Here is a 23,948-nt window from a genome sequence, read left to right as displayed (position 1 = left end):
TCAGCGTCCGCCGGACTCTTCGAGCAACCGCTCCAGGATGCCGTCGATGACGCGGCGGCGGGGCAGCGGCAGGCCCGACAGGGCCGAGAGGAACAGCCCGTCGCCGACGAGGCGGACGATCTCGGCGGTCACCGGGTCGTCGATCGCCTCGTGGAGCGCCTCGGACCAGCCGTCGAAGATGAACATGAGGTCGTCCTTGGCCTGCTCGGAGAGCTCCTCGGTGCCGCGCAGCGCGGTGAACAGCGCCCACAGGGCCGCCTCGGACTCCTCGGACTCGAGCTGCGAGGCCCGTATGAAGGCCTCCACCACGCCGGTGCGGCGGGCCTCGGCCAGGCGCTCCTCCTCCAGGCCGCGGAAGCGGCGGGCCAGGCCGTCGTAGAGGTCGGCCTTGGATTTGAAGTGGTAGAGCAGGCCGCCCTTGGACACGCCGGCCTCGGCGGCGACCTTCTCCAGGGTCACGCCGGAGCGGCCCTCGTCCACGAGGATGCGCTGCAGCGCGTTGAGAATCCGATCACGTGTCGTGATTCGCGGTTGCGTCATGGCCCCTCCCGAGAGCTACTATACCGTCCGGACGGTACAGCGATTCGACGCTGTTCCCGGTCCACCGCCGTCGCAGTGAGGGAGGCACCAATGACCGACGCGCAGCGCACCGCGCAGCCCCGCGCGCGCTTCACCGGCCGCCAGTGGGCGGCCCTGGCGGTCCTCGTGCTCCCGGTGCTGCTCATCTCGATCGACATGACCGTGCTCGGCTTCGCCGTGCCGTTCCTGTCCGAAGACCTCGCGCCGACCAGCTCGCAGCTGCTGTGGATCGTCGACGTCTACGGGTTCGTCCTGGCCGGGCTGCTGGTCACCATGGGCTCCGTGGCCGACCGCATCGGGCGCCGCAAACTACTGATGGTCGGCGCCGCCGCCTTCGCGGCAGCCTCGGTCGCCGCCGCGTACGCGCCGAACGCCGAGGCGCTCATCGCCGCGCGGGCCCTGCTCGGCGTCGCGGGCGCCACCTTGATGCCGACCACGCTGGCGCTCATGCGGAACCTGTTCACCGACGACCGCCAGCGCCTGTTCGCCATCGCCGTCTGGGGCACCGGCTTCTCGGCCGGTTCGGCGGCCGGGCCGGTCCTGGGCGGCTGGCTGCTCGAGCACTTCTGGTGGGGCTCGGTGTTCCTGATGGCCGCGCCGGTCGCGGTCGCGGTGCTCGTCGCCGCCCCGCTGCTGCTGCCCGAGTCGCGCAACGCCGAGCCGGGCCCGGTGGACTGGGGCGGGGTGGTGCTGTCGTTCCTGGGAATGTTCCCGTTCGTGTACGGCATCAAGAGCTTCGCCGAGGACGGCCTGTCGCCGGTCGCGGTCGGCGCGCTCGTCGTCGGCGCCGCCTGCGCATGGCTGTTCATCCGCCGCCAGCGTCGCCTGGAGCACCCGCTGATCGACGTGGCCCTGTTCCGGCTGCGGCGGTTCAGCGCCTCGATCGCCACGAACTTCACGATCGTGTTCGCGCTGATCTCGTCGCTGTTCCTGCTGACGCAGTACCTCCAGCTGGTGCTGGGCTACTCTCCCATGCGGGCGGGCCTGCTGCTGCTGCCGGGCATGGCCGTGTCGATCGCGGCCGGGCTGGTGGCGGTGCGGCTGTCCGAGCGGTTCGGCCTGGTGTCGATCATCGTCGGCGGCCTGGCGTTCGTGATCGTCGGCTTCGCGGCCCTGGGCTTCATCGGGGTCGATTCGGGTGCGCTGCTGGTCGTCGGCGCGTTCGTCCTCATCAGCGTCGGGGCGGGCCTGGTCCAGACGGTCACGAACGACGCGATCGTCGCCGTCGCGCCCGCTGAGCGGGCCGGTGCGGCCGCCGCGATCTCGGAGACCGCCTACGAGCTGGGCGGCGCGATGGGCGTGGCGGTGCTCGGCAGCGTCGCCACCGCGATCTACCGCGACGAGCTCGGCAGCGCCCCGGGAGGTGCCCCCGAGGCGGCGAAGGAGACGCTCGGCGAGGCCGCGCACGTGGCCGCCGACATGCCTGCCGGGGCCGGCGAGGCGCTCATGGACGCGGCGCGGACCGCGTTCACCGACGGCCTGCGGGCGACCTCGGTCATCGGCGCGGTCCTGGTGGCCGTGGCCCTGGTGATCGTCGGCCGCGCGCTGCGGGCCAGAGCGGGCGAATAGCGCAGAGGCGGGGGCCGCGCGGCGAATGTCGCCGCGCGGCCCCCGCGTGCACGTCTCAGGCCGTCTCGACGCCGAGGTCGAGTTGTTCGGCGGCGGCGCGCTTGAGGGCGGCCGCCACGAGGCCGTCGAACAGCGGGTGCGGGCGGGTCGGGCGCGACTTCAGTTCCGGGTGCGCCTGCGTGGCGACGAAGTACGGGTGTGTCTCGCGGTCGAGCTCGATGAACTCCACCAATCGGCCGTCGGGCGAGAGCCCGGAGATCACGAAGCCCGCCTTGGTCAGCTGGTCGCGGTAGGCGTTGTTGACCTCGTAGCGGTGCCGGTGGCGCTCGGAGACCTCGGTGGTCCCGTACGCCTCGGCCACCAGCGAGCCCTCGGCGAGCTTGGCCGGGTAGGCGCCCAGGCGCATCGTCCCGCCCATGTCGCCCTTCCCGGCGACGATGTCGGTCTGGTCGGCCATGGTGGAGATGACGAGGTGCTCGGCCTTGCCGTTGAACTCCTCGGAGTCGGCCCCGACCAGGCCGCACAGTTCGCGCAGCCCTTCGACGGCCATGCACTGGAGTCCCAGGCAGAGCCCGAGCGTGGGCACGAGGTTGGTGCGCGCGTACGTGAGTGCGGCGATCTTGCCGGGCACGCCGCGCTCGCCGAAGCCGCCGGGCACGACCAGTGCGTCCACACCGGACAATGCCTGCGCGGCCCCTTCCGGGCTCTCGCACAGGTCCGAGACGACCCAGCGGACGTTGACCTTGGCGCGGTGGGCGAAGCCCGCCGCGTGCAGCGCCTCCACTACGGACTTGTAGGCGTCGGGCAGTTCGACGTACTTGCCGACGATCGCCACCTCGACGGCCGAGGCGGGATTGTGGACCCGGTCGAGCAGGTCGTCCCAGGAGGCCCAGTCGACGTCCTTGAACGGCAGGGCGAGCTTGCGGACCACGTAGGCGTCCAGGCCCTCCGAATGCAGGGTCTTGGGGATGTCGTAGATCGAGGGCGAGTCGGGCGCGGAGACGACCGCGGCGTCGTCGACGTCGCAGAACCCGGCGATCTTCTGCTTCAGGCCCTGGGGCACGGGCCGGTCGGAGCGGCAGACGATCGCGTCGGGCTGGATGCCGATGCTGCGCAGCTGCGCCACGGAGTGCTGCGTGGGCTTGGTCTTCATCTCCGAGGACGCGGCCAGGTAGGGCACGAGGGAGACGTGCAGGAAGAAGCAGTTGTCGCGGCCGATGTCGTGGCGGTACTGGCGGATCGCCTCCAGGAACGGGAGCGACTCGATGTCGCCGACGGTGCCGCCGACCTCGGTGATGACCACGTCGGGGACGCGGCCGGTGTCGGGGTCCGGGTCGGCCATGGCCGCCAGGCGGGACTTGATCTCGTTGGTGATGTGCGGGATGACCTGCACGGTGGCGCCGAGGTAATCGCCGCGGCGCTCCTTGGCGATGACATCGGAGTACACCTGGCCGGTGGTGACGTTGGCGCGCTTGGACAGGTCCCGGTCGAGGAACCGCTCGTAGTTGCCGATGTCGAGGTCGGTCTCGCCGCCGTCGTCGGTGACGAACACCTCGCCGTGCTCGTACGGGTTCATCGTGCCGGGGTCGACGTTGATGTAGGGGTCGATCTTCTGCATCACCACGTACAGGCCGCGCGCGGTCAGCAGGTTTCCGAGACTGGCGGCGGTCATGCCCTTGCCTAGGGCGGAAGTGACCCCGCCGGTGACGAAGAGGTGCTTCGTGGAACGGACCTGACCGTTGGCGGCGCTGGCCAAAGCGAACTCCCGTGGTTATTCGTGTCGATCGAGCGGCTCGCCGATGGAGGAAAGACGCCGGTGGATCGCATCATCCACGGGACTCCACACTAACACTTTCACCGCTGTTCTCCTCGTCGACCCACGAGGGTGCGTCGACGATCATGTCCGAATACTGGCCGTCCTTGACGTGGGCGCGCGCCAGCACGCGGTGGCTCATGATGACCGCGAGCGGCACCATGACCGCCAGCGCCGAGCCGAGGCTCATCAGGCCCCTGCCGAGCAGGAGCCCGGCGATCGCGGAGCCGACGACGGCCGCGGAGAACGCGGCCCGCAGCGGCGGGTTGAGCCCGAAGGCGCGCCGCAGGCCCCCGCCGGGGCGCAGCAGCACCATCCAGCAGTACAGGCCCGCCATGACGGTCAGGACGCTCAGCGGCGAGGTGAAGACGGCGACGACGTTCGAGCCGACCCCGGCGCCGATGACGCCGCTCGTCTCGCCCATGATGTCGGCCAGGAACGCGCCGAGGGCGCCCCGTTCGGTGAGCGGCCGCTGGTAGTCGATCCACGACAGGCCGAGCAGGACCACCGCCCCGGCCAGGCCGGACCAGAGCAGGCGCACGAAGGTGAACCAGCCGCCGGTGGCGAGGGCGGCGGCCAGGCAGGTGCCGACGGTGATGGCGACGGCGGCGGGGACGGAGTCGCCGAGGAAGCCCACCGAGACGACCAGGACGCCGAGGCAGCCGATCCCGGCCATGACCGGGGACTGGAAGCGGCGCGGCACCTGCCGGGCCGCGGCGGCGGCGAGCAGCCACAGCGAGGCGATGAACATGCCGGTGGCGACCGGCCCGAGCTCGCCCGAGGCCGAGTCGGCGACGGTGTAGTCCCCCAGCAGCGTCCCGAGGGGCGCGGAGGTGTGGATGAGCATGGCCAGGACGGTGACGAGCAGGCCGAACACCGAGACGGCGACCATGAGCCCGGAGGGGCTGTGGCGCCTGGGCAGGATGATCGCGGCGACGGCGCACACGGCGCTGATGGCCAGTGCGGCGGCCGGGCCGACGAGGCCGGGCCTGGCGGTGTTCCACCAGGCGAAGAAGTCCGCGAGGATCGCGGCGGCGACGAACAGGGCGCACACGAGGGCGACGACGATGTTGGCGCGCATGAGCCACAGCGGCGGCGGTTTGACGCCGGGCTGCCCGGCCCGGCGCAGCAGGTGCAGCAGCGGCCAGGCGACGAACGTCAGCGCCAGGAACAGCAGCACTTGCAGCCACTGGGTGGCGGGCGCGGCGTCGGCGGCGGCGATGAGCCTGGTGTCGGTGTCGTCGAAGACCGCCTGGCGCTCCTCGTAGGGCAGCGTGTCCGCCACGGCGCCGGCCGCGATGCCGGTGACGTTCTCGGGCAGGGGCGCGTCGAGCAGCGTCAGGATCGTCGCGGTCAGGTCGGTGAGCCTGAGGTATCCGGGGCGCTCGGCGGGCAGGTCGAGGAGGCTGTGGCCGTCGTCGGCGCCGAAGTTCGCGATCGTGGCGAGGAGCCGCTTGGGCTCGGAGGTCTGACTCAGGCCGGTGACGATGAAGGCGGAGTCGCCGCCGCGGGCCTCCATGAGGTCGCCGACGGTCGAGTCGAGGGCGGCCAGCGCGGTGGCGCGCTGGGCCTCGCGGTCGGGCAGGACGCCGCCGTCGACGGCGGCGAGCGGGCATTCGGCGAGCAGGGCGGCCAGTTCCTCGCCTTCGGGCAGCGCGGGCTCGTAGTCCGAGACGCGGCCGACGGAGTTGGCGGTGGCGTAGGCCGCGCCTGGGCCGACCGCGGTGGCGCACGTGGTGCCCGCGGCGAGCATGCCGAGTTCGGTGCCCTGATCGAGCTCGCGGTTGAGCTCGACGAGTTCGGTGAGGCCGTCGACGGTGCCGCCCGCGCCCTCGGTGGTGATCGGCCCGGCGTCGACGGCGCCGCAGTCGGGGGTGTCGCCGAAGGCGGTGCTGACGGCGGGCGATCCCGCCGAGAGGGTGAGCCAGCCGTCGAGCGTGCAGGTGAAGTTGCGGGCCGAGTTGGTGTTGAGCTCGGCCAGCGAGCCGTTCCGGGCCAGGGCGTTCAGGTTCGGGGTGGTCGCTTCGTCGATGTCGGTCCAGGTGAGGCCGCCGACGCCGAGGACGATCACGGATTCCACGGTGTCGGGGACGCGCTTCTCGGGCGGTTCGGGCAGGACCTGGAAGGCCGCGGCGGCGGCCAGGAGGGCGACAGCGGTCCAGGCGACGATGACGGCGCGATGCCGAGCCAAGGACCTGCGGAAGCGCCGTATCACCCTGCCTGTGTGGAGGTGTTCACGGGTCACGGACTATCTTCCCGTCAGTTCCGAGTAGAGGGCGTCGATGGCGTCGATCACCTGTGCCTCGTCGGGCCAGGTGGCCGCCTGCGCGCGTCCGGCCTCGCCGAGAGCGGCGAGGCGCTCGGGGTGGTCGAGCAGCCCGGTGACGGCTTCGTCGAGAGCGTCGACGTCGCCGGCGTCGAACAGGATCGCGGCGTCGCCGACCAGGTCGGGGATGCCGCCGGTCCTGGTCGCCACGAGCGGGAGTCCGGCCTGCATCGCCTCCTGGAGGGACAGCGGGTAGCCCTCCCAGCGGCTGGTGTTGACGAACAGGTCGGCGGCGGCCAGGAGGTCGGCGACGTCGCTGCGGTGCCCGAGCAGGCGCACCTCGGCCCCGGTGCCTTCGATGAGGGCTTGGAGGCGGTCGTGTTCGGGACCGTCGCCGGCGATGGCGACGACCGGGGCCGGGCCGCGCTCGCGCCAGCGCTGGGCGGCGTCGATGAGGGTGTCGAAGTCCTTCTGGGCGTGGAGGCGTCCGACGGAGAGGATCAGGTGCCGGTCCCCGATGCCGAGCTGCGCCCTGACGGCCTCGCGGTCGCCGGCCGCGCGCAGCGGCGGGGCGGGCGCCTGCGCGGTGCGCGCATCGGCCGCGCCGAGGTCGATAAGGTGCTCGTGCAGGTCGGAGGAGATGGCGAGGGCGACGTCGACACCGCGGGCGAGGCGCTTCTCGGCCTGGTCGTAGAGCCTGCGTTTGATCCCCGAGGTGAGCTGCGTGTTGTGCCAGGTCGTGACCAGCGCGGCTCCGGCGGGCCGGGCGGCGAGGGCGGTGAGGCCGGCGGTCATGCCGTGGGCGTGGACGAGGTCGACGCCGCGTCCGGTGACCCCGCGCAGTGCGTTGAAGGTGGCCCACCAGGCGGTCGGGAGCTGCGGGGAGGGTTTGGCGGTGATCGGGGCGGGCGCGAAGCGGGCGCCCCTGGAGCGGAAGCCGAAGCGCTCCTCGGTCTCGGGCGGGCCGACGACGAGGACGGCGTCACCGCGGTCGACCAGGCCGGACGCCACTGAGGCGACGTGGGTGCCGATGCCGCCGGTCGAGGGGCCCAGCACCAGTGCGATGCGTCGGTGGCTCACTGGTCTTCTCCGCTCTGCTCTGCTTCTTCGCTCGGTCGTATTGTGCCAGCCCGGCGCCTGACGGCTCGGAGTACGGCACGGTGGTCGACGAGGGCCGCCACTCCAACGTAGACGAGTGCGGCGACCGCTCCGGCCGCGACGCCCTCACTCACCGCGGAGGCGATCGAGCCCGCGTGGCCCCACCAGCCGATGAGCACCCGCGCGGCGGCGATGGCGACGACCGTCGCCGAGAGCGCGGCGGCGAGCGAGCGGCCGAGGCCCTTGAGGCTGGCGGCGCCGGTGTTCCTGGCGACGGCGGCGGTGAGGGCGATGCCGGTGACGGTCATGCCGATCGACCAGCTGATCGCGAGCGCCGTGGTGCGGTGGTCGATCGGTATGACCGCGGACAGGATGACGGCGCTGAGCACGGTGGTGCCCCACCCCGCGGCGGTGGCCGCGGCGGCGGCGTAGGCGCGGTCGACCGCGTAGAGGCCGCGGGAGTAGACGGCGAACATCGAGTACCCGAACAGGCCGAAGGCGAGACCGGCCAGCGTCGCGCTGATCTCGGCCTCTGGGGCGTGCTGCTGGACTTGGCCCAGGACGTTCGCGATCGGTTCGGCCACGCCCGCGAGCGCGGTGACGCCGAGCCCGGAGAGCACCAGCACGACCCGCCCGGCGGCCGCGATGGTGCGCTGGTAGGCGGGAGTGTCGCCGAGGGCGTGGGCCTCGGACAGGTTCGGATAGGCGGCCGTGGCGAACGGGACGGCGAGAATCGCCCACGGCAGCAGGAAGAACGTCTGGGAGACGGTGAAGACGACCACGGGGCCATCACCGGCGCCGTTGGCCAGGCGCAGCAGTACGAACTGGCACAGCTGCTGGGCGCCGAGGGTGATGACGCCCGCGATCGCGAGCGCCTTGACGCTGGCGGTGAGGTGGGCGTCGAACTTCCACGTCGGCCGCAGGCGCAGACCGAGGCGCCGCAGCGGGATGAACAGGCATCCGGCCAGGACGGCGACGCCGAGGGTGGTGCCGAGCGCGAGGAGCAGCAGGTCGCTCTGGGAGACCCGCGCCGCATCGCTCTGGCTGTCGGTGAGGAAGCCGTAGGCGACGTACACGGCGATCATGGTGATGCTCGACAGCAGCGGCGCCAGGGCGGGCCAGGCGAACTTGCGGTGGGACTGGAGGACGCCGGTGAGGACGACCGCGATGCCGTACAGCGGCAGCTGCGGTGCGAACAGCACGAGCATCTCGGTGCCGGTGTCGATCGTGGCCGCGGTGACGTGCGGACCGGAGACGAGTTCGACCAGGGGGCGGGCGAGGAGTGCGACCGCCGCGGCTATCGGGATGAGCACGGCGAGCGACCAGGTCAGGAGCGCCGAGGCGATCCGGTTGACCTGGTCGGCATCGTGGCGGGCGAGGGGAGCCGACAGCAGCGGCACCGCCAGCGCCGCGAGCGCCCCGCCGGCCACGAGTTCGAAGATGAGATTCGGGACGGTGTTGGCGTTCTGGTAGGCGGTACCCAGCGAGGAGTACCCGACGGCCCCGGTGAACACCAGCACTCGGCCGAATCCGGCCAGGCGGGAGCCTATGGTGATCGCACCGATGAGGGTGGCGGCACGACCGACTTCGCGTCGGGTGTCGGTCACGCCTTGTTCCGGCCCATTTCGTCGAGTTCGCGGAGCACCGGGGTGTCGGCGATGACCTGGGTGAAGCTGACGCGCTCGCTCGCGGCGATGAGCGCGGCGATGCCGACGAGGGCGACATGGCGCCCCACCGTCCCGGTGCGGGCGATGTAGGACAGGCCGAGCAGGGCGCCGAGGGCGTTGGCGCCGCAGTCGCCGAGCATGGTCTTGCCTTCCAGGTCGTCGCCCATCGCGGCGGCCGCGGCGGCCGACACCGCCAGGGCGGTGTTCGCGCCGCCCGCGGCCGTGCTGCGGGATTTGGGGCCCGCGGGGCGCGAGAGGGGGGCGGCGACCACGGAGGCCACCTTGAGCGCCCGTCCGGGCCGCAGGTCGAACAGGTTGAGGAGGTTCGCGGCTCCGGCGATGACGCCGCCGCCGACGCCGATGTTCCACAGCCGGGCCCAGCGGCCCTCGGGGCGGCGGTCGGAGACGGCGTCGACGAGCGCGGAGGAGGCCAGCCCGGTCGCGGAGATGCCGACGATCTTCACCAGCCCGGCCGAGACGCGCCCTTTGAGCAGGGCCGTCAGGTGTCCTTTGAAGCCCTTGGCCTTCTCGCCTTTGGTGTCCGCCATGTCGTCGTAGAGCCCGAGCGCGCCGGTGGCGAGGCCGGTGGCGGCCGCCGCGGCCGCGTAGGCCGGGGAGGTGGCCCCGGCGACGGCCGCGGCCGTCGCGCCGATGGTGACGCCGGGTCCTTCGGCCAGGCTGACCGTGTCGCCTCGGTGGTTGACGCGGTCGAGGTCCTTCGACCACTTGGAACGGCGGACGGCGCTGATCGCGGCGATGGTGCCGCCGGCGGCGAGGCCGCCGAGGAACGCCCGCCCAGCTGCGCGGGTTAGCTGGCTCATGGACGGAATCCTAGGCGGCGTCGGGGAGCCAGCCTTCAACGCCCTCCTCCCCTTCGGGGCCGAGGTGGTGCACGCTGCTGTCGGCGATGAGGTCGACCAGGGCCATGACGGCCCCGATCTGCCCCTGGGGGGCGGTGACGCTGTTGACCGTCGAGACGGGGGCCTCGATGTCGTCGCCGCGCAGCGCCACGACCGGGTTGCCCTCGCCCGCGGAGGTCGAGGCGGCATAGACGGTCGGGTCGTCGACGGCGAACGCGGTGGCGATGGTGACGACCGCGGTGTTGCGCTCGTCGGCGTCGGAGTCGGCGGCGGCCGCGCCGCCGACGAGCATGACGCCGGTGGCGCCGCCGGTGGGCTCGGTCTCGACGGTGAGCATGCCGAGTTCGGTGAGGCCGGTGGTGACGGTGGTGATGTCGCCCGCGGCGATCTCGACGGGCGCGCCTTCGAAGCTGCCGGTGGTGACGGCGGCGAGGATGGCGCTCATGGCGGCGACGCCGTCGTAGGTCACCGGCGCCTCGATGGTGTCGGGGGTGACGCCGTCGACGAGGTCGGCGAGCTGATCGTTGTTGGCCGGGTCGAGGAAGTCGTCGAGCAGGGAGATGCGCCCGGCGCTGGTGGCGCCCGCGTAGTCGAGCTTCTCCTCGACGGCGTCGACGACCTCGGTCTCGGCGCCGGGCAGGGCGACGAGGAGGATCTTCTGGCCGGTGAGCCTCCCGTCGAGGTAGGAGGGGGCGATCTCGGAGGCGAAGGACTGGTCGTCCTGAAGCTCCTCCTGCAGTGCCTCGATCTCGTCGCGCATGGCGTTGTTGCGGTCGCGCAGGCTCTGGCTGGTGGCCTCGATCGCCTCCATGGCCGGGCCGTTGAGGGCGGCGGTGCCGAGGATGAGGCCGATGGTGAGCGCCAGGAAGACGGCGGTCAGCGAGATGAGGTGATAGCGGAAGTTGATCACGAGAAGAGCCTTTGGATCTGGAAGAGCAGGCCGTCCCACCAGTCGGCGATGACGTCGACGAAGGAGCGCCCGACGGTGGAGATGGCGACGGCGGTCGCCATGGCGGCGAGGGCGGAGACGATGAGCAGCAGCAGCGCGGAGATCGACATCTCCTGGCGGTAGAGCCGTGAGACGCCTTTGGCGTCGACGAGTTTGCCGCCGACGCGCAGCCGCGTGAGGAAGGTGGAGGCCATGCCGCCTCTGCCCTTGTCGAGGAACTCGACCATGGTGACGTGGGTGCCGACGGCGCAGATGAGCGAGGCGCCCTTCTCGTCGGCCAGGAGCATGGCGATGTCCTCGGAGGTGGCGGCGGCCGGGAAGGGGATGGCCGGGACGCCGAGCTTGTCCATGCGCTCCATGCCGGGCGCGCGCCCGTCGGCGTAGGCGTGGACGACGATCTCGGCGCCGCAGCGCAGGGCGTCGTCGGAGACCGAGTCCATGTCGCCGACGATCATGTCGGGCGTGTAGCCGGCCTCCAGGAGCGCGTCGGCGCCGCCGTCGACGCCGACCAGGACGGGCTTGAACTCGCGGATGTAGGGCCGGAGGACGTCGATGTCCTCCTTGTAGTTGTAGCCGCGGATGACGATGAGCGCGTGGCGGCCGTTGAAGTCGGTGGCGACGTCGGGCACGCCGACGCCGTCGAGCAGGAGGTCGCGCTCGCGCTTGAGGTACTCCATGGTGTTGGCGGCGAAGGCCTCCAACTGGACCGACAGGCCCTCCTTGGCGGCCTCCATGTCGTCGGCGACGCTCTGCTCGCTCTGGAGCGTGCCCGCGCCGATCTCCTCGCCGCCGAGGAGGATCCGCTCGCCTTCGACGGTGACGGTCTTGCCCTCGCGGACGTTGTCGAAGATCTCGTCGCCGACACCGTCGATGAGGACGACCCCGCCCTTGACGAGGACCTCCGGGCCGAGGTTCGGGTAGCGGCCGGAAATGGACTTGGCGGCGTTGACGACGGCGGCCACGCCGGTGGCGACGAGGGCGTCGGCGGCGACCCGGTCGAGGTCGACGTGGTCGATTATCGCGACGTCGCCGGGTTCGAGGCGGCCGCACAGGCGCTTCGTCCGGCGGTCGAGTCGGGCGGTGCCGACCAGTCGGCCCTCCCCGGAGTTCGACTCCGGATTCCGTCCGGGCAAACGCAAACTAGGTACACGCATCGTGGATCATCATGCCATTCGTAGTCCACAGCGGGACGGCGGCGCGCCCGCTGGACGGCCCCCGAGCCGCGAATTCATCCTCTCGGCACACCTGCGGGCAGTGGCGTCGCCCCGCTGGTGAACCGGGAGGTCAGGCCTTCATTTTGGCAGCCTCTGCCAGCAGTTCCTCCGCGTGGGCCACCCCGAGGTGGGAATCGGGCATGCCGGCGAGCATGCGAGCAAGCTCACGGGCCCGCTCGGCGTCGTCGACGAGGCGGACGCCGGAGACGGTGACCGCTCCCGAGGTGTCCTTGCTGACGACGAGGTGGCGGTCGGCGAACGCGGCGACCTGCGGCAGGTGGGTGACGACCAGGACCTGGTAGCGGCGGGCGAGCTTGGCCAGGCAGCGGCCGATCGCGATGGCCGCGCCGCCGCCGACCCCGGCGTCGACCTCGTCGAAGACCAGCACCGGCGGGCCGCCGATCTCGGCGAAGACCACTTCGATGGCGAGCATGACGCGGGACAGCTCGCCGCCCGAGGCACCCTTGTGCAGCGCCGCCGGGACGGCTCCGGGGTGCGGCCTGAGCAGCAGCTCGACGTCGTCGGCGCCGTCCTCGGTGGCGCCGGATACGGCGGTGTCGACGACGAGGTCGACGCCGCCGCGCCCGGCCGGGCGCGGCTCGACGGCGGCGGTGACGGCGGCGTGCGGCATGGCCAGGCCCGCCAGCTCGGCCGAGACGGCCGCGGAGAAGCGCTCGGCGGCGGACAGGCGGGAGGCGCGCAGCTGAGAGGCCGTCTCGCCCGCGCGGGCCGCGAGCTCGCCGCGGCGGGTCTCGAGTTCGGCGATGCGGTCGTCGGAGACGTCGAGCTCACCGAGCCGCTTGGTGGCGTTCTCGGCCCAGGCCAGCACGCCGGGCAGGTCCTCGGCGTATTTGCGGTAGAGGGACTTCAGGGCCGCCTGGCGCTGGTAGATCTCCTCCAGGCGGGCCGGGTCGGCGTCGAGCTCGTCCAGGTAGCCGGACAGGTCGACGGCGGCCTCGGACAGGAGCGCGCCGGCCTCGGCGAGGCGCTCGGCGAACTCGGCGAGCTTCGGGTCGTCGGCGGCGTCGTGCTCGAGGGCGCGGGCGGCGCCGCCGACGGCGTCGGCCGCTCCCCCGTCGCCGGTGGTCGGGTCGCCGGTCAGCGCGCCGTGGGCGGTGGCGGCGGCCAGGCGCAGCGTCTCGGCGTTCTGGAGGCGGCGGGCCTCCTCGGCGAGCTCGGCGTCCTCGCCCTCCTGCGGGTCGACGGCGGTGATCTCCTGGAGGCCCAGGCGCAGCATGTCGGCCTCGCGGGCCATGTCCCGGGCGCTGGTGCGCACGCGGGAGAGCTCGGCGGTGCACTCGTTCAGTTCGATGTAGACCGCGCGGTAGGCGTCGAGGAGCTTGCCGTGGTCGGCGCCCGCGAAGCGGTCGAGGGCGGCGCGCTGCTCGGCGGGCTGGAGCAGCCGCATCTGGTCGGACTGGCCGTGGACCGAGATGGCCAGCTCGCCCAGTTCGGACAGGACGCCGACGGGGGCGGCGCGGCCGCCCACCCAGGCGCGCGAGCGCCCTTCGGCCGAGACCGAGCGCGACAGCAGCAGTTCGCCGTCTTCGAGCTCGGCACCGGCCTCGATGGCGCGTTCGCGCAGTTCGTGGGCGCCTTCGCCGACCATGAAGCGGCCCTCCACAACGGCCTTCTCGGCGCCGATGGGGGCACGGGAGGCGCGGCCGCCGAAGAGGAGGCCCAGACCGGCGACGACCATGGTCTTCCCAGCGCCGGTCTCGCCGGTGATACAGGTGAGGCCCGGGGCAAGCGGAAGGGTGGCGTCAGCGATCACGCCCAAGTTCTGGATGCGAAGCTCGTCCAACACATCCCCGAGCCTATCCGGTCGCTCCGACAGGCGTCGGCCTCCATGCGGTCTCGATGTCCGATGCGTCGCATCGGCGCACTCGCCGAATTTGATACACCCGTTCTAAATACGGTGAGGTCACATGCGACCGTGGCGCCAACCGTCCACAGGCAGCGAGAGCTTCGAGACCAAACGGGACGCGAACGACCGCTCGGACATGCGCACCAGCTTCACCGGGCGCTGCGACCGGCGGATCACCACGGTCGAGCCCGCCGTCAGCTCGGCGATCCGCTTGCCGTCGGCGATGAGCGCCCCCGCCGTCCCCACCGACTCGACGCCGATGCGGATCTCCGAGGAGGAGTGGACCACCATCGGCTTGGCGAACAGGGCGTGCGCGTTCATCGGCACCACCAGCAGCGCGTCCACATCGGGCCACACGACCGGGCCGCCCGCCGACATGGCGTGCGCGGTGGAGCCGGTCGGGGTGGCGCACAGGACGCCGTCGCAGCCGTAGCGGGAGATCCGCGTGCCGTCGACCTCGATGAACACCTCGAGCATCCGGGCGGGCTCGGCCTTCTCCACGGCGATGTCGTTGAACGCCCACGAGGACGTCCGCTCGCCGTCGGCGCCGACCGCGGCCACCGCGAGCGTCGTGCGCTCCTCGACGGTGTAGTCGCCCTCCAGCAGGCGCGAGACGACCGTCTCCAGCTCGCCGGTCTCGGCCTCGGCCAGGAAGCCGACCTTGCCGAAGTTCACGCCCAGCAGCGGGACGTCGGACTCGGCGGCCATCTTCGCCGAGCGCAGGACCGTGCCGTCGCCGCCGAGGGCGAGCACGATGTCGGCGGACGCGCTGGAGTCCTCGTCGGCGACCATGAGCGCGTCGGGGCGGCACAGCGAGTCCACTTCGCCGGAGAGGATGCGCGCCGCCACGCCCGCCTCGCGGAGGGCGGCGGCGATCTTCTCGGCCAGTTCGGCCACGTCCTGGCGGAGTGGGTGGGTCACGACCAGGACTCGGCTCGGTTTCTGCTGCACAGCGCTCAACCGCCTCCCTCTTCCCGTGTCACCGCCTCGAACACCGCCTCGGGGGCCAAGGTATCCGCGTCGCGGCGCATGCGGCAGAAGAACTCTACATTCCCCTTGGGGCCGGGCAGCGGACTCGGCACCACGGCTGTGGTCCCCCACCCAAGTCGCCGGGCCGCCTCGACGACCTTCAGGATGGCGTCGGAGCGCCTCGCCGGGTCGGCGACCACCCCGCCCGGGCCCACCTGACCCTTGCCGACCTCGAACTGCGGCTTGACCATCGGCAGCATCGTGCCGTCCGGTTTCGTGCAGGAGGACAGCGCGGGCAGCACCAGTTCCAGGGAGATGAACGACAGGTCGCCGACGGTCAGGTCGACCGGCCCGCCGAGCTGCTCGGGCGTCAGGTGCCGGACGTTGGTGCGGTCGTGGACGATGACGCGCTCGTCGGTCTGGAGCTTCCAGGCCAGCTGCCCGTAACCGACGTCGGCGGCGAGGACCTCGGCCGCGCCGCGGCGCAGCAGGACGTCGGTGAAGCCGCCGGTGGAGGCGCCCGCGTCGAGGCACCGCATACCGGCCGGGTCGATGCCGAAGGCGTCGAGGGCGCCGATGAGCTTGTGGGCGCCTCGGGAGACGTAGTCGTCGACCTCGCCGACGAGGCGGATCGAGTCGTCACCGGTGACGCCGGTGGCGGCCTTGGTGGCCGGGATGCCGCGCAGATGGATGCGCCCGGCCGCGATCAGCTCGCGGGCGTGCTCGCGGGAGCGGGCGATCTTGCGGCGGACGAGTTCGGCGTCGAGTCGGTGGCGCGCGGGCATGGAGCGGTCGCAGTCTTTCCAGGTTCGGGTGTCAGGAGCTTGTCCGGTCGTCAGTCGGCGCTCACGGCGATGCTTGCGAGCCGTGAATTGGCGCTCACGGCGATGCTTGCGAGCCGTGAATTGGCGCTCACCGCGACGCTTGCGAGCCGTAAATTGGCGCTCACGGCGACGCTTGCGAGCCGTAAATTGGCATCGTCGACGTTGCTGAGGATCTCCGAGAGGCGCTGCTGGACGCCTTCGAAGACGGCGACGTGGTCGGTCACGGCGAGGTCGGGCAGCGCTTCGAGCTGCCCGAGGGCGGCCTCGACATCGGCTTCGATGTCGGCGTCGACGTCGTCCATGTCGACTTGTGCGTCGGCGCCCAGGCGGCCGGCCAGGTTCGCGGGCGTGGGTGCGTCGCTCATGCCCGCTCGTCGCCGCCCGGCTCGTCCGAGTCCCGGCCGCGTTCGGCCGCGGCGGGCGCCTCATCGGCGGTGCCCGACGGCTCCGCGGGCGTCGCGGCGGCTCCCTCGGCTTCGGCCAGGCGCATGCGGAGCTCCCGCAGCTCCTCCTCGTAGTGCTCGAGGCGCAGGTTGATGTCGTCGAGATCGTTCTGGGTGGCGACGCCGAGCCGGGTGAGTCCGGCGTCGACCTCGGCGCGGACGAGGCGTCCGATGTCGGTGACGGTGCGCGAGCCGTGGCTGCGGAACTGCTCGGCGCCCGAGCGGAATTCGGAGCGGACGCGCTCGGCCCCGCTCCTGAGGTCCTCGCGGAACTTCCCGGCCATGTCGCGGGCGCGCTGCCCGGATTCCCCGGCCATGCTGAAGACGGTGTCGAAGTAGGCGCGGGCGGTGTCTGCCATGGCGCGCTCCTTCCTGCTCGACTGGATACTCGGCTCGCAGTTGTCGCCGCCGGGCGGGCCCGGCTACGTCAACGGTACTGCCACGGCGTTCGGGACGGTTCGCCGCCGACACGCGGGACGTCCGCGGGTCACGGCGGCGGTGGGTCGTGAACGGCGACTCCGGCCGCCCTCCGTGGCCACCGGCATCATAATGATGCGAATTTCAGCCTACACGATGTCATCGCGATGTCAAATACGATCCACCGGCATCATCGCCCTGCCCTTTACGGCTCGCGAGCTTCGTCGTGGTGTACCGACCGGTAACCTTCTGGTGGGGCGCATCGCCGCGTCCCCGCTCGAATCGAACAGGAGGACACCAATGGCCACCGTCGACGAATGCCGGACCGCCTTGAAGCAGTTCGCCGCCAATCTCGCCGAGAACCCGAAGTCCGTCCGCAAGCTCACCGGGTTCCAGCGGACCCTGGCCTGCGACATCACCGACTTGAACGCGTCGTTCCACGGGAGATTCGACGGCGGCAAGCTCGTCGACATCACCGACGGGGACGAACCGGACGCGCAGATCCGCATGATCGTGTCCTCTGACGACCTGCTGAAGCTCGTGGCGGGCGAGCTGGACTTCATGAAGGCCTTCAACGCACAACAAGTGAAGCTCAAGGCGAACCCGATGGATCTGCTGAAGCTCCGCGGGGTCCTGTAGGCCGCGGCGCCCACCGAAGCCGGCGGCCGAACGGCGCGCCGGCGCGGTCCGCCGCGCCCGCGCACGCCCACCAGCGGTCGTCACCGTCTGTCGTCGACATGTTGACTCCCGGTCGGCCGCAAAGGCTTCCAAGGCACGCTGTAATCTTCTGGCCAGCCGAGCCTTCGCGCTGAAACTGAATCCAATCGGGAGGACCCTATGGCCACTGTAGACGAATGCCGCAACGTACTGGAGAAGCTGGCGGGCAAGGTCGCCAAGAAGTCTGGCGACTTCGACGGACTTGACGGGTTCGACCGCACGGTGGCCTTCGACATCACCGACCTGGACACGTCCTTCAACGCCAAGGTCGCCGAGGGCAAGCTGACGAACCTCCTGGACGGCGACAACGCCGACGCCGAAGTGCGCGTCTCCATCGCCTCCGACGACCTGATCGCGCTCTCGAAGAAGGAACTCAAGCCCGCCAAGGCGTTCCTGACCGGCAAGATCAAGGTCAAGGCCGGCGTCAAGGACCTCGCCAAGCTCCGCAAGGCCCTGAAGGTCGACTAGCGGACCGCCCGCCCGGCTCGCGGGCGTCCCGCGATTGCGATGAGCCCGGACCGCGACGGCGGCCCGGGCTTTTCGCTACCCCAGCAGCTGCTTGGCGGCCGCGCTCGCCGGTCGCGGCGGCTTGGCCGGGTCGCACTGCCGCATGTCGGTCGCAGCCCAGGTCAGTTCGCACAGTGCGCGCCAACCGTCCAATTCGTCGCCTTCGCCGTCGAGCCGCACGCCGCCGTCTTCAAGGGAGGCGGTCCAGCCGCCGCATTCGACGGCGTCGACCTTCTCGTTCCACTGCGGCTCGGGGTGGGTCTCGGTCAGTGCGGCGAGGCTCCATCCGAGATAGGTGGGCCGCCGCTCGGGCGGCAGCGCCAGCGCGTCATTGGGCGCCACGACGCCGGTGAACACCAGCAGGGAGTCGATCCCTGCTTTGTTGGCGCCCTCGATGTCGGAGTCGGGGCGGTCGCCGACCATGATCGCGCGGCCTCCGGGCTTGCGCGCCAGCGCGGCCTGGAAGATCGGCGGCTGCGGCTTGCCCGCGACGAGGTCCGGGCCGCGGCCCAGTCCGGTCGCGACGGCCTGCGCCATGGCGCCCATGCCCGGCAGCGGACCGTCGGGGGTCGGCAGGGTGGCGTCCATGTTGGCCACCGCCCAGAACGCGCCTTCGCGGGCCGCGATCGTCACGGCCGCGAGGTCACGCCAGGTGGTGTCGGGGGTGTACCCGAAGGCCACGGCCCGGGCCTCTCGCGGCTCGTCGGTGAGGGCGAGACCGGCGGCCTCGACCGCGTCGTGCAGTGCCTGCGCGCCGGTCGACAGGACCTTGGTACCGGCGCCGAAGCGCTCGGCGATGCCCGCGGCGACCACCTGCGCCGAGGTGAGGACCTCGTCGGCCTTGGCCGGAATGTCCATGCCGCGCAGGACTTCGGCGACGGTCTCAGGGCTGCGGGAGGCGTTGTTGGTGACGAACACCGGCTCGCAGTCCAGGCCCGACAGCGCCGCGACGGTGGCGGCGGCCTCCGGGATCGGCTGGTGGAGCAGGTAGACGACGCCGTCGAGGTCGAGCAGCGCCAGGTCGTATGCGGCGGCGAGCGCCTCAGTCGCGGCGTTCAGTCGCGTCATCGGATTCCTTCGGGGTGGGGGTCTCGTCGGCGGCCTCGGGTTCGTCCCCGACTTCCTCGTCGTCTTCCTCGGGGTCTTCGTCGTCCTCGTCCTCGGAGTCCTCGTCGTCGGGGCCTTCGTCGTCGAACTCGTCGTCCAGTTCGTCCTCGAACTCGTCGAAGTCGACGCCTTCGAGTTCGAGCAGCCGCTCGGCCGCTCCGGTCTCCCCCTCGACATCGGCGGCGACGGCCTTGGAGAGCCACTCGCGCGCCTCGTCCTCGCGTCCGTCGGCGAGCAGGCCCTCGGCGTAGGCGTAGCGCAGGCGCGCCACCCACGGTTCGGTCTTCGGGGAGTTCAGGGCGGCCACCTTGAGCATCGCGGTCGCGGCCTCGCCCATCCCCATGTCGCGGCGGGCGCCCGAGGCGACGATGAGCAGCTCGACGCGGGACTCGGGGTCGATGCTCGCGTCCTCGCCGTGCTCGCGGTAGAGGTCGATGGCGCGTTCGGGGTGGCCGGAGGCGCGCTCGCAGTCGGCGATCATCGCGATGTGGTCGCGGTTGCCGCCGAGCCGCTGGGCGGCGCGGAGCTCGTTCATGGCCAGCTGCCATTCGCCCGCGCCGTAGGCGGCCACGCCGGTGACCTCGCGGACGATCGCGACGCGGGAGGCCTTGCGGCGGGCGTAGCGGGCCTGTTCGAGGGCGCCTTCGATGTCGTCCTCGGCCAGGAGCGCGGCGGTGGCGATGAGCCGGTTGCCGACGGCCTCGGCGAGCTGCTTGTTCAGACTGCGCAGCCCGGCCTTGGTCTCCTTGTCGAGCTGGTCGAAGCCGTACTCGAGGCCTTCGGGGAGGTCGGGGGCCTGGTCGGACTCGCCTCGGCGGATCGGGCCCTCGTGGCCGGCCTCGCGCTCATCGAGCGGGCGCAGGGCGTCGCGGCCGCGGCGCGGCTTGCCGTCGCGGCCGAGTTGGTCCTCATCGTCGAAGCGGTGGCGGTCGTCCCGGCGCGGACGGTCGTCGCGGCGGTCGAACTGGCGGCGTCCACCGCGGTCGTCGTTGTACCGCTTCGGGCGGTCGTCGCGGTCGCGGCGCGGCCGGTCATCGCGGCCCTCATAGCGCCTCGGGCGATCATCACGATCGCTGCGGGGCCGGTCATCGCGGCCCTCATACCGACGGGGCCGGTCGTCACGGTCGCGGCGCGGCCGGTCGTCACGGCCCTCATACCGACGGGGCCGGTCATCGCGGTCGCGACGGGGCCGGTCGTCGTTGCGGTAACCGCCCCGGCCACCGCGGTCGTCCCGGTCGCGGGGCGGACGGTCGTCGTTGAAGCGCCTCGGGCGGTCGTCACGGCGGTCGAACTGGCGGCGCTCACCACGGTCGTCGTTGTATCGCTTCGGGCGGTCGTCACGGTCGCGGCGCGGCCGGTCATCGCGGCCCTCATAGCGCCTCGGCCGGTCATCACGATCACTGCGGGGCCGGTCATCGCGGTCGCGACGGGGTCGGTCGTCGTTGCGGTAACCGCCCCGGCCACCGCGGTTGTCGCTGAAACGGCGCTCTCCACGGTCGTCGTTGTACCGGCGGGGCCGATCGTCACGGTCACGGTCGCCGTACCGGCGCGGACGGTCGTCCGAGTCCCGCCTGGGACGGTCGTCGCGGCTCTCATAGCGCCTCGGGCGGTCGTCACGGTCACGGCGCGGACGGTCGTCGTTGAAGCGCCTCGGGCGGTCGTCACGGTCGCCGTAGCGGCCGCGGCCCTCGCCGCCCCGGGGGCGATCGTCGCGGTTGTAGCCACCGCGTCCAGATCGGCCGTCGCGGTCACCGTAGCGGCGCTCGCCGCCGCGGTCCTGCCGGTCACGGTCGCCTCCGCCTTCCCGGCGCCCGTAGCCGCCCCGACCACCTCGTCGGTCGTCTCCGCCCCTGCGGTCACGGCCATCGTCAGCCACGTGGCTCTCCCCCTATTTTTCCCTAAGCAAAACCAATCAAGTGTATGCCTCAGGTCAGCACGTCTATTCCGGCGACGGTCTTTTTTCCGCGCCGGATCACTGCGTAGCGGCCGTACAGCAGGTCAGCGGGGTCGAGCGCGGCTCCGGGGTCGGTCACTCTGACGTTGTTGACGTACGCGCCGCCCTCCTTGGCGGCCCGGCGGGCCTCGCCGAGGCTGGCGACCACGCCGGACTCCTTCATCGCCTCGGCGACGGTCACCTCGGGCTTGTGGATCTCGACCATACCGGCCTCCACCAGAGCCGCGCGCAGCGTCGGCTCGGGCAGCTCCGCCAGCTCGCCGCGCCCGAACAGCGCCTGCGAGGCGGCGATGACGTGCTCAGTCTCCTCGGCGCCGTGGAGGAGCGTCGTCAACTCCTCGGCCAGCGCCTTCTGAGCCAGCCTCGCGGCGGGCTTCTCCTCGGTCGCCTTCGCCAGCTCCTCGATCTCCTCGTGGCTCCTGGACGAGAAGAACTTGAGGTAGCGCACCACGTCGGCGTCCGGAGAGTTGAACCAGAACTGGTAGAAGGCGTACGGGCTGGTCAGTTCGGCGTCGAGCCACACCGCGCCGCCCTCGGTCTTGCCGAACTTGGTGCCGTCGGCCTTGGTCACCAGCGGCGTGGCGAGGGCGTGGACGCTCTCACCGGCGCGGCGGCGGATGTAGTCGACCCCGGCGGTGATGTTGCCCCACTGGTCGGAGCCGCCGAACTGGAGGGTGCAGCCGTGGCGGCGGTACAACTCGTAGAAGTCGTTGGACTGGAGCAGCTGGTAGGCGAACTCGGTGAAGGAGATCCCCGACTCCAGCCGGGCCTTGACGACCTCCCGGGCGAGCATCCTGGAGACCGGGAAGTGCTTGCCCACGTCGCGCAGGAAGTCGACGACGCTCAGCTCGCTGGTCCAGTCGAGGTTGTTGACCGCGACGGCGGCGTTGTCGCCGTCGTAGGTGACGAACGGGGCCAGTTGCGCGCGGATCTTCTCCACCCACCCGGCGACGACCTCCGGCGGGTTCATGACCCGCTCGCCGGTCTCCTTGGGGTCGCCGATCTGCCCGGTGGCGCCACCGACGAGCAGCAGCGGGCGCAGCCCCGCCCGCTGGAGCCTCCGGGCGGTCAGCACCTGCATCAGGTGGCCGACGTGCAGACTCACCGCGGTGGGGTCGAAGCCGACGTAGAACGTCACCTGCCCCGCGTCGATGTGCTCGCGCAGAGCGTCGAGGTCGGTCGATTCCTGGATGAGGCCGCGCCAGGCGAAGTCGTCGAGAATATGCACGGCCCCATTGTGCCTTAGCGGACGAAACGCTTTTTCAGATGCTCAGGAGGCCTCGTCGGCGTCCGCGGCCTCCCTCAGGCGCACGGCGGCCTCGATGTGGACGCGCATGACCTCGGCGGCGGCGTTCTTGGACGCCTGCTTGGTCGCTCCGCTGCCCTTGGCGTCGACGCGGACGCCGCTGTCCGCGAGCGAGGCGGTCGCACTGCACGTGAAGACCCGTTCGTGTGAGGGGCCTTCGGCGAGGAACTCCCATTTGAGGCGTCGGATGACGCCGCGGGCCGCGTAGATCTGGACGGCCTCGACCGGGTTGAGGTCGACGTCGACCAGGGCCGATTTCGGCGGCTCGACCACGGCCTGCTCGGGCCTGTCGTCGAGGGACAGGTCGGGCAGGTCGGCGAGGGCGGCGGCCAGCGCCAGGGCGGCGTGGTTGCGGGCGTCCTTCTTGGTGCGCTGGATGCGGATCGGCGAGCGGCGCCGCTCTCCGTCGTAGCGGATCTCGAGCGTGGCGGCGAACGCCGGTGCGCCGCCCGCACCGGCCGATTCGAGTTCCCAGACCATGTCGTCGGGCCCGATGGGCCCGCCGAGGCGGTCCTGGAGGAACTTGTTGACCAGCGAGATCGCCTGGTGCGGCTCCTTGGCCAGCCGCTGGTTGAGCTTGCCGCGCAGTGCGGTGAACGCCGGGTCCCCGCCGTAGAAGTAGATCTCGCCGAACTCGCGCAGTTGGAGCTCGCCGGAGTCCAGGCGCCGCTCGGCGTCGTCGGCGAGTCCCGCGGGGGCGTCGCCGCGTTCGACGGCGACGCGAATGACCTTCGCGAACTCCGCATAGGTGAGCCCGGCGAAGTCGGCCTGTTCGAGGCGCCGTTCGGTCTCCTCCTGGGCGCGCTTGCGGAAGTGCTCGGCGGCGCGCTCGCGCTCGGCGGCGATGCGCGCGTTCAGCTCCGCGGCGAGGTCGGTGAGCTCCTCGGCGGTGTAGGGGCTGGGCTCCCCCGCGACGGCGGCCAGGAGGATCCGCTGCGTGACCAGGTCCGGGTAGCGGCGGATCGGGCTGGTGGCGTGCGTGTAGACGGGCAGCTGGAGGCCGTGGTGGCCGTGGACGGTGGGCCCGTACGTGGCCGAGCGGGCGACCATGCGCATCCGGCTGCGCAGCATCTCGAACGCGGCGGTGTCGCCGGTGGCGGCGACGGTGTCGAGCTCGGCGCGCAGTTCGGACGAGTCGCCGGCGACGGCGGCGAGCCGGTGGTTGCGGAACAGGATCGGCAGGTCCCTCCCGGCGGCCCAGGCGGCGATCTGCGCGTTGGCGGCGACCATGAACTCCTGGACGATGATGTACCCGGAGTTGCGTTCGGCGGTCTGGAGCCGGACGAGGTGGCCTTCCTCGTCGGTGGCGAAGCCGCTGAGGAGGTCGTAGAAAGCGAGCGCGCCGGTGGCGCGGCGGGCGGCGAGCATCGCTTGGGCGAAGCGCAGCGCGAGCGCGAGGGTCGCGTGCAGCGGGTGGGCCGGGTCGGCGGCGGCGTCGGCGGCCTCGCGGTGGGTCATGGCCCACGAGCGGGTCAGGCGCCCCGGCCCGAGGTCGACCTCGCGGACGCGGCCTTCGACGTCGACGCGGAGGTGGACCGCGAAGGTCTCGTTGACGCGGCCCGCTTCGAGGGAGGCGAGGTCCTCGACGGGTTGCGGGAGCATCCGCTTGGTGTACTCGGCCCGGTAGCGGGTGTGGACGCGGCTGCGGGCCTCGAGGTCGGCCGCCTGGCCGGCGGGGACGTGGTCGGCGACGCGGGCGATGTGGACCCACACGTCGTATCCGTCGCCCCGCGGTTCGATCCATATGGCGTCGTCGCGGTCGACGGTGGTCTCGGCGTCGATCATGATGCCGGTCTCGGCGGGATTGTAATCGCCCAACTGC

General features: G+C 71.8%; 20 protein-coding genes. 3 read left to right on the top strand and 17 right to left on the bottom strand.

The genetic code is table 11. The features are described from left to right. Window positions 1-540, bottom strand: coding sequence for a TetR/AcrR family transcriptional regulator (locus H613_RS0111040; RefSeq protein ID WP_026923837.1), 540 nt, complete (start codon window positions 538-540; stop codon window positions 1-3). A 90-nt stretch (window positions 541-630) separates the two neighbouring features. Here H613_RS0111040 and H613_RS25970 point away from each other — a divergent pair, with 90 nt between their 5' ends. Then, on the top strand, window positions 631-2,148 hold the full coding sequence (locus tag H613_RS25970; protein ID WP_051393239.1) for an MFS transporter: 1,518 nt from the start codon (window positions 631-633) through the stop codon (window positions 2,146-2,148). Between the two features lie 55 nt (window positions 2,149-2,203). Here H613_RS25970 and pyrG read toward each other — a convergent pair whose 3' ends face one another. The 12 genes from pyrG to H613_RS0110975 form a co-directional block, all read right to left on the bottom strand. Then, complete coding sequence (pyrG, locus tag H613_RS25965) at window positions 2,204-3,904, bottom strand: CTP synthase (RefSeq protein WP_035737583.1); 1,701 nt, start codon at window positions 3,902-3,904, stop codon at window positions 2,204-2,206. Between the two features lie 70 nt (window positions 3,905-3,974). Further along, window positions 3,975-6,152 carry an alkaline phosphatase family protein gene (locus H613_RS0111025; protein ID WP_026923836.1) on the bottom strand — a complete coding sequence of 726 codons (2,178 nt, stop codon included), beginning with the start codon at window positions 6,150-6,152 and terminating at the stop codon, window positions 3,975-3,977. Between the two features lie 57 nt (window positions 6,153-6,209). Beyond that, a complete protein-coding gene (locus H613_RS0111020) occupies window positions 6,210-7,307 on the bottom strand; it encodes a glycosyltransferase family 4 protein (RefSeq protein ID WP_026923835.1) in 1,098 nt (365 codons plus the stop codon). After that, window positions 7,304-8,932 (bottom strand): murein biosynthesis integral membrane protein MurJ, encoded by a 1,629-nt coding sequence (gene murJ, locus H613_RS25960; RefSeq protein ID WP_051393238.1) that lies wholly within the window; start codon window positions 8,930-8,932, stop codon window positions 7,304-7,306. Before murJ ends, H613_RS0111020 begins: the two co-directional genes overlap by 4 nt. After that, entirely contained in the window at window positions 8,929-9,813 is an 885-nt protein-coding gene (locus H613_RS0111010) for a hypothetical protein (RefSeq protein ID WP_026923834.1), read from the bottom strand. Before H613_RS0111010 ends, murJ begins: the two co-directional genes overlap by 4 nt. Before the next feature lie 10 nt (window positions 9,814-9,823). After that, window positions 9,824-10,762 carry a copper transporter gene (locus tag H613_RS25955; protein ID WP_035737579.1) on the bottom strand — a complete coding sequence of 313 codons (939 nt, stop codon included), beginning with the start codon at window positions 10,760-10,762 and terminating at the stop codon, window positions 9,824-9,826. Continuing rightward, complete coding sequence (gene steA / locus H613_RS0111000; protein WP_439330245.1) at window positions 10,759-11,940, bottom strand: putative cytokinetic ring protein SteA; 1,182 nt, start codon at window positions 11,938-11,940, stop codon at window positions 10,759-10,761. Before steA ends, H613_RS25955 begins: the two co-directional genes overlap by 4 nt. A 145-nt stretch (window positions 11,941-12,085) precedes the next feature. Continuing rightward, window positions 12,086-13,822 (bottom strand): DNA repair protein RecN, encoded by a 1,737-nt coding sequence (gene recN, locus H613_RS0110995; RefSeq protein ID WP_026923832.1) that lies wholly within the window; start codon window positions 13,820-13,822, stop codon window positions 12,086-12,088. 117 nt (window positions 13,823-13,939) lie between these two features. Further along, complete coding sequence (locus H613_RS0110990; protein WP_156925966.1) at window positions 13,940-14,833, bottom strand: NAD kinase; 894 nt, start codon at window positions 14,831-14,833, stop codon at window positions 13,940-13,942. 5 nt (window positions 14,834-14,838) lie between these two features. Continuing rightward, window positions 14,839-15,636, bottom strand: a complete 798-nt coding sequence (locus H613_RS0110985) for a TlyA family RNA methyltransferase (protein WP_026923830.1) — start codon at window positions 15,634-15,636, stop codon at window positions 14,839-14,841. Window positions 15,637-15,686: 50 nt separating this feature from the next. Then, the gene (locus tag H613_RS0110980; RefSeq protein ID WP_026923829.1) at window positions 15,687-16,040 is read right to left on the bottom strand and encodes a hypothetical protein; all 354 of its coding nucleotides are present in this window, start codon (window positions 16,038-16,040) and stop codon (window positions 15,687-15,689) included. After that, window positions 16,037-16,477: a phasin family protein gene (locus tag H613_RS0110975; protein WP_026923828.1), complete on the bottom strand. Its 441-nt coding sequence runs from the start codon at window positions 16,475-16,477 to the stop codon at window positions 16,037-16,039. Before H613_RS0110975 ends, H613_RS0110980 begins: the two co-directional genes overlap by 4 nt. A 358-nt stretch (window positions 16,478-16,835) precedes the next feature. Here H613_RS0110975 and H613_RS32590 point away from each other — a divergent pair, with 358 nt between their 5' ends. After that, window positions 16,836-17,174, top strand: a complete 339-nt coding sequence (locus H613_RS32590; protein WP_026923827.1) for an SCP2 sterol-binding domain-containing protein — start codon at window positions 16,836-16,838, stop codon at window positions 17,172-17,174. Between the two features lie 198 nt (window positions 17,175-17,372). Next, the gene (locus tag H613_RS0110965; protein ID WP_026923826.1) at window positions 17,373-17,720 is read left to right on the top strand and encodes an SCP2 sterol-binding domain-containing protein; all 348 of its coding nucleotides are present in this window, start codon (window positions 17,373-17,375) and stop codon (window positions 17,718-17,720) included. 75 nt (window positions 17,721-17,795) lie between these two features. Here H613_RS0110965 and H613_RS0110960 read toward each other — a convergent pair whose 3' ends face one another. Genes H613_RS0110960 through H613_RS29210 form a run of 4 tightly spaced genes read right to left on the bottom strand, consistent with a single transcriptional unit; the run spans window position 17,796 to window position 23,944 of the window. Further along, window positions 17,796-18,827 carry an HAD-IIA family hydrolase gene (locus tag H613_RS0110960; protein ID WP_026923825.1) on the bottom strand — a complete coding sequence of 344 codons (1,032 nt, stop codon included), beginning with the start codon at window positions 18,825-18,827 and terminating at the stop codon, window positions 17,796-17,798. After that, a complete protein-coding gene (locus H613_RS31400; protein ID WP_051393237.1) occupies window positions 18,802-20,742 on the bottom strand; it encodes a tetratricopeptide repeat protein in 1,941 nt (646 codons plus the stop codon). The genes H613_RS0110960 and H613_RS31400 overlap by 26 nt, the downstream gene beginning before the upstream one ends. A gap of 49 nt (window positions 20,743-20,791) precedes the next feature. Further along, window positions 20,792-22,048 carry a tyrosine--tRNA ligase gene (tyrS, locus tag H613_RS0110950; protein WP_026923824.1) on the bottom strand — a complete coding sequence of 419 codons (1,257 nt, stop codon included), beginning with the start codon at window positions 22,046-22,048 and terminating at the stop codon, window positions 20,792-20,794. Between the two features lie 42 nt (window positions 22,049-22,090). Beyond that, a complete protein-coding gene (locus H613_RS29210; RefSeq protein WP_051393236.1) occupies window positions 22,091-23,944 on the bottom strand; it encodes an RNB domain-containing ribonuclease in 1,854 nt (617 codons plus the stop codon). Window positions 23,945-23,948: the final 4 nt, after the last annotated feature.

The organism is Glycomyces arizonensis DSM 44726 (assembly GCF_000482705.1).
GTDB classification, from domain to species: domain Bacteria; phylum Actinomycetota; class Actinomycetes; order Mycobacteriales; family Micromonosporaceae; genus Glycomyces; species Glycomyces arizonensis.
This window is presented reverse-complemented; position numbering and strand designations above follow the sequence as displayed.

Bases quoted from the DNA above. Each gene is read 5' to 3' on its own strand.
- H613_RS0111040 (WP_026923837.1), bottom strand. From the start codon at position 540: ATGACGCAACCGCGAATCACGACACGTGATCGGATTCTCAACGCGCTG.
- H613_RS25970 (WP_051393239.1), top strand. From the start codon at position 631: ATGACCGACGCGCAGCGCACCGCGCAGCCCCGCGCGCGCTTCACCGGC.
- H613_RS0111010 (WP_026923834.1), bottom strand. From the start codon at position 9,813: ATGAGCCAGCTAACCCGCGCAGCTGGGCGGGCGTTCCTCGGCGGCCTC.
- H613_RS0110985 (WP_026923830.1), bottom strand. From the start codon at position 15,636: ATGCCCGCGCGCCACCGACTCGACGCCGAACTCGTCCGCCGCAAGATC.
- H613_RS0110980 (WP_026923829.1), bottom strand. From the start codon at position 16,040: ATGAGCGACGCACCCACGCCCGCGAACCTGGCCGGCCGCCTGGGCGCC.
- H613_RS0110975 (WP_026923828.1), bottom strand. From the start codon at position 16,477: ATGGCAGACACCGCCCGCGCCTACTTCGACACCGTCTTCAGCATGGCC.
- H613_RS32590 (WP_026923827.1), top strand. From the start codon at position 16,836: ATGGCCACCGTCGACGAATGCCGGACCGCCTTGAAGCAGTTCGCCGCC.
- H613_RS0110965 (WP_026923826.1), top strand. From the start codon at position 17,373: ATGGCCACTGTAGACGAATGCCGCAACGTACTGGAGAAGCTGGCGGGC.
- H613_RS0110960 (WP_026923825.1), bottom strand. From the start codon at position 18,827: ATGACGCGACTGAACGCCGCGACTGAGGCGCTCGCCGCCGCATACGAC.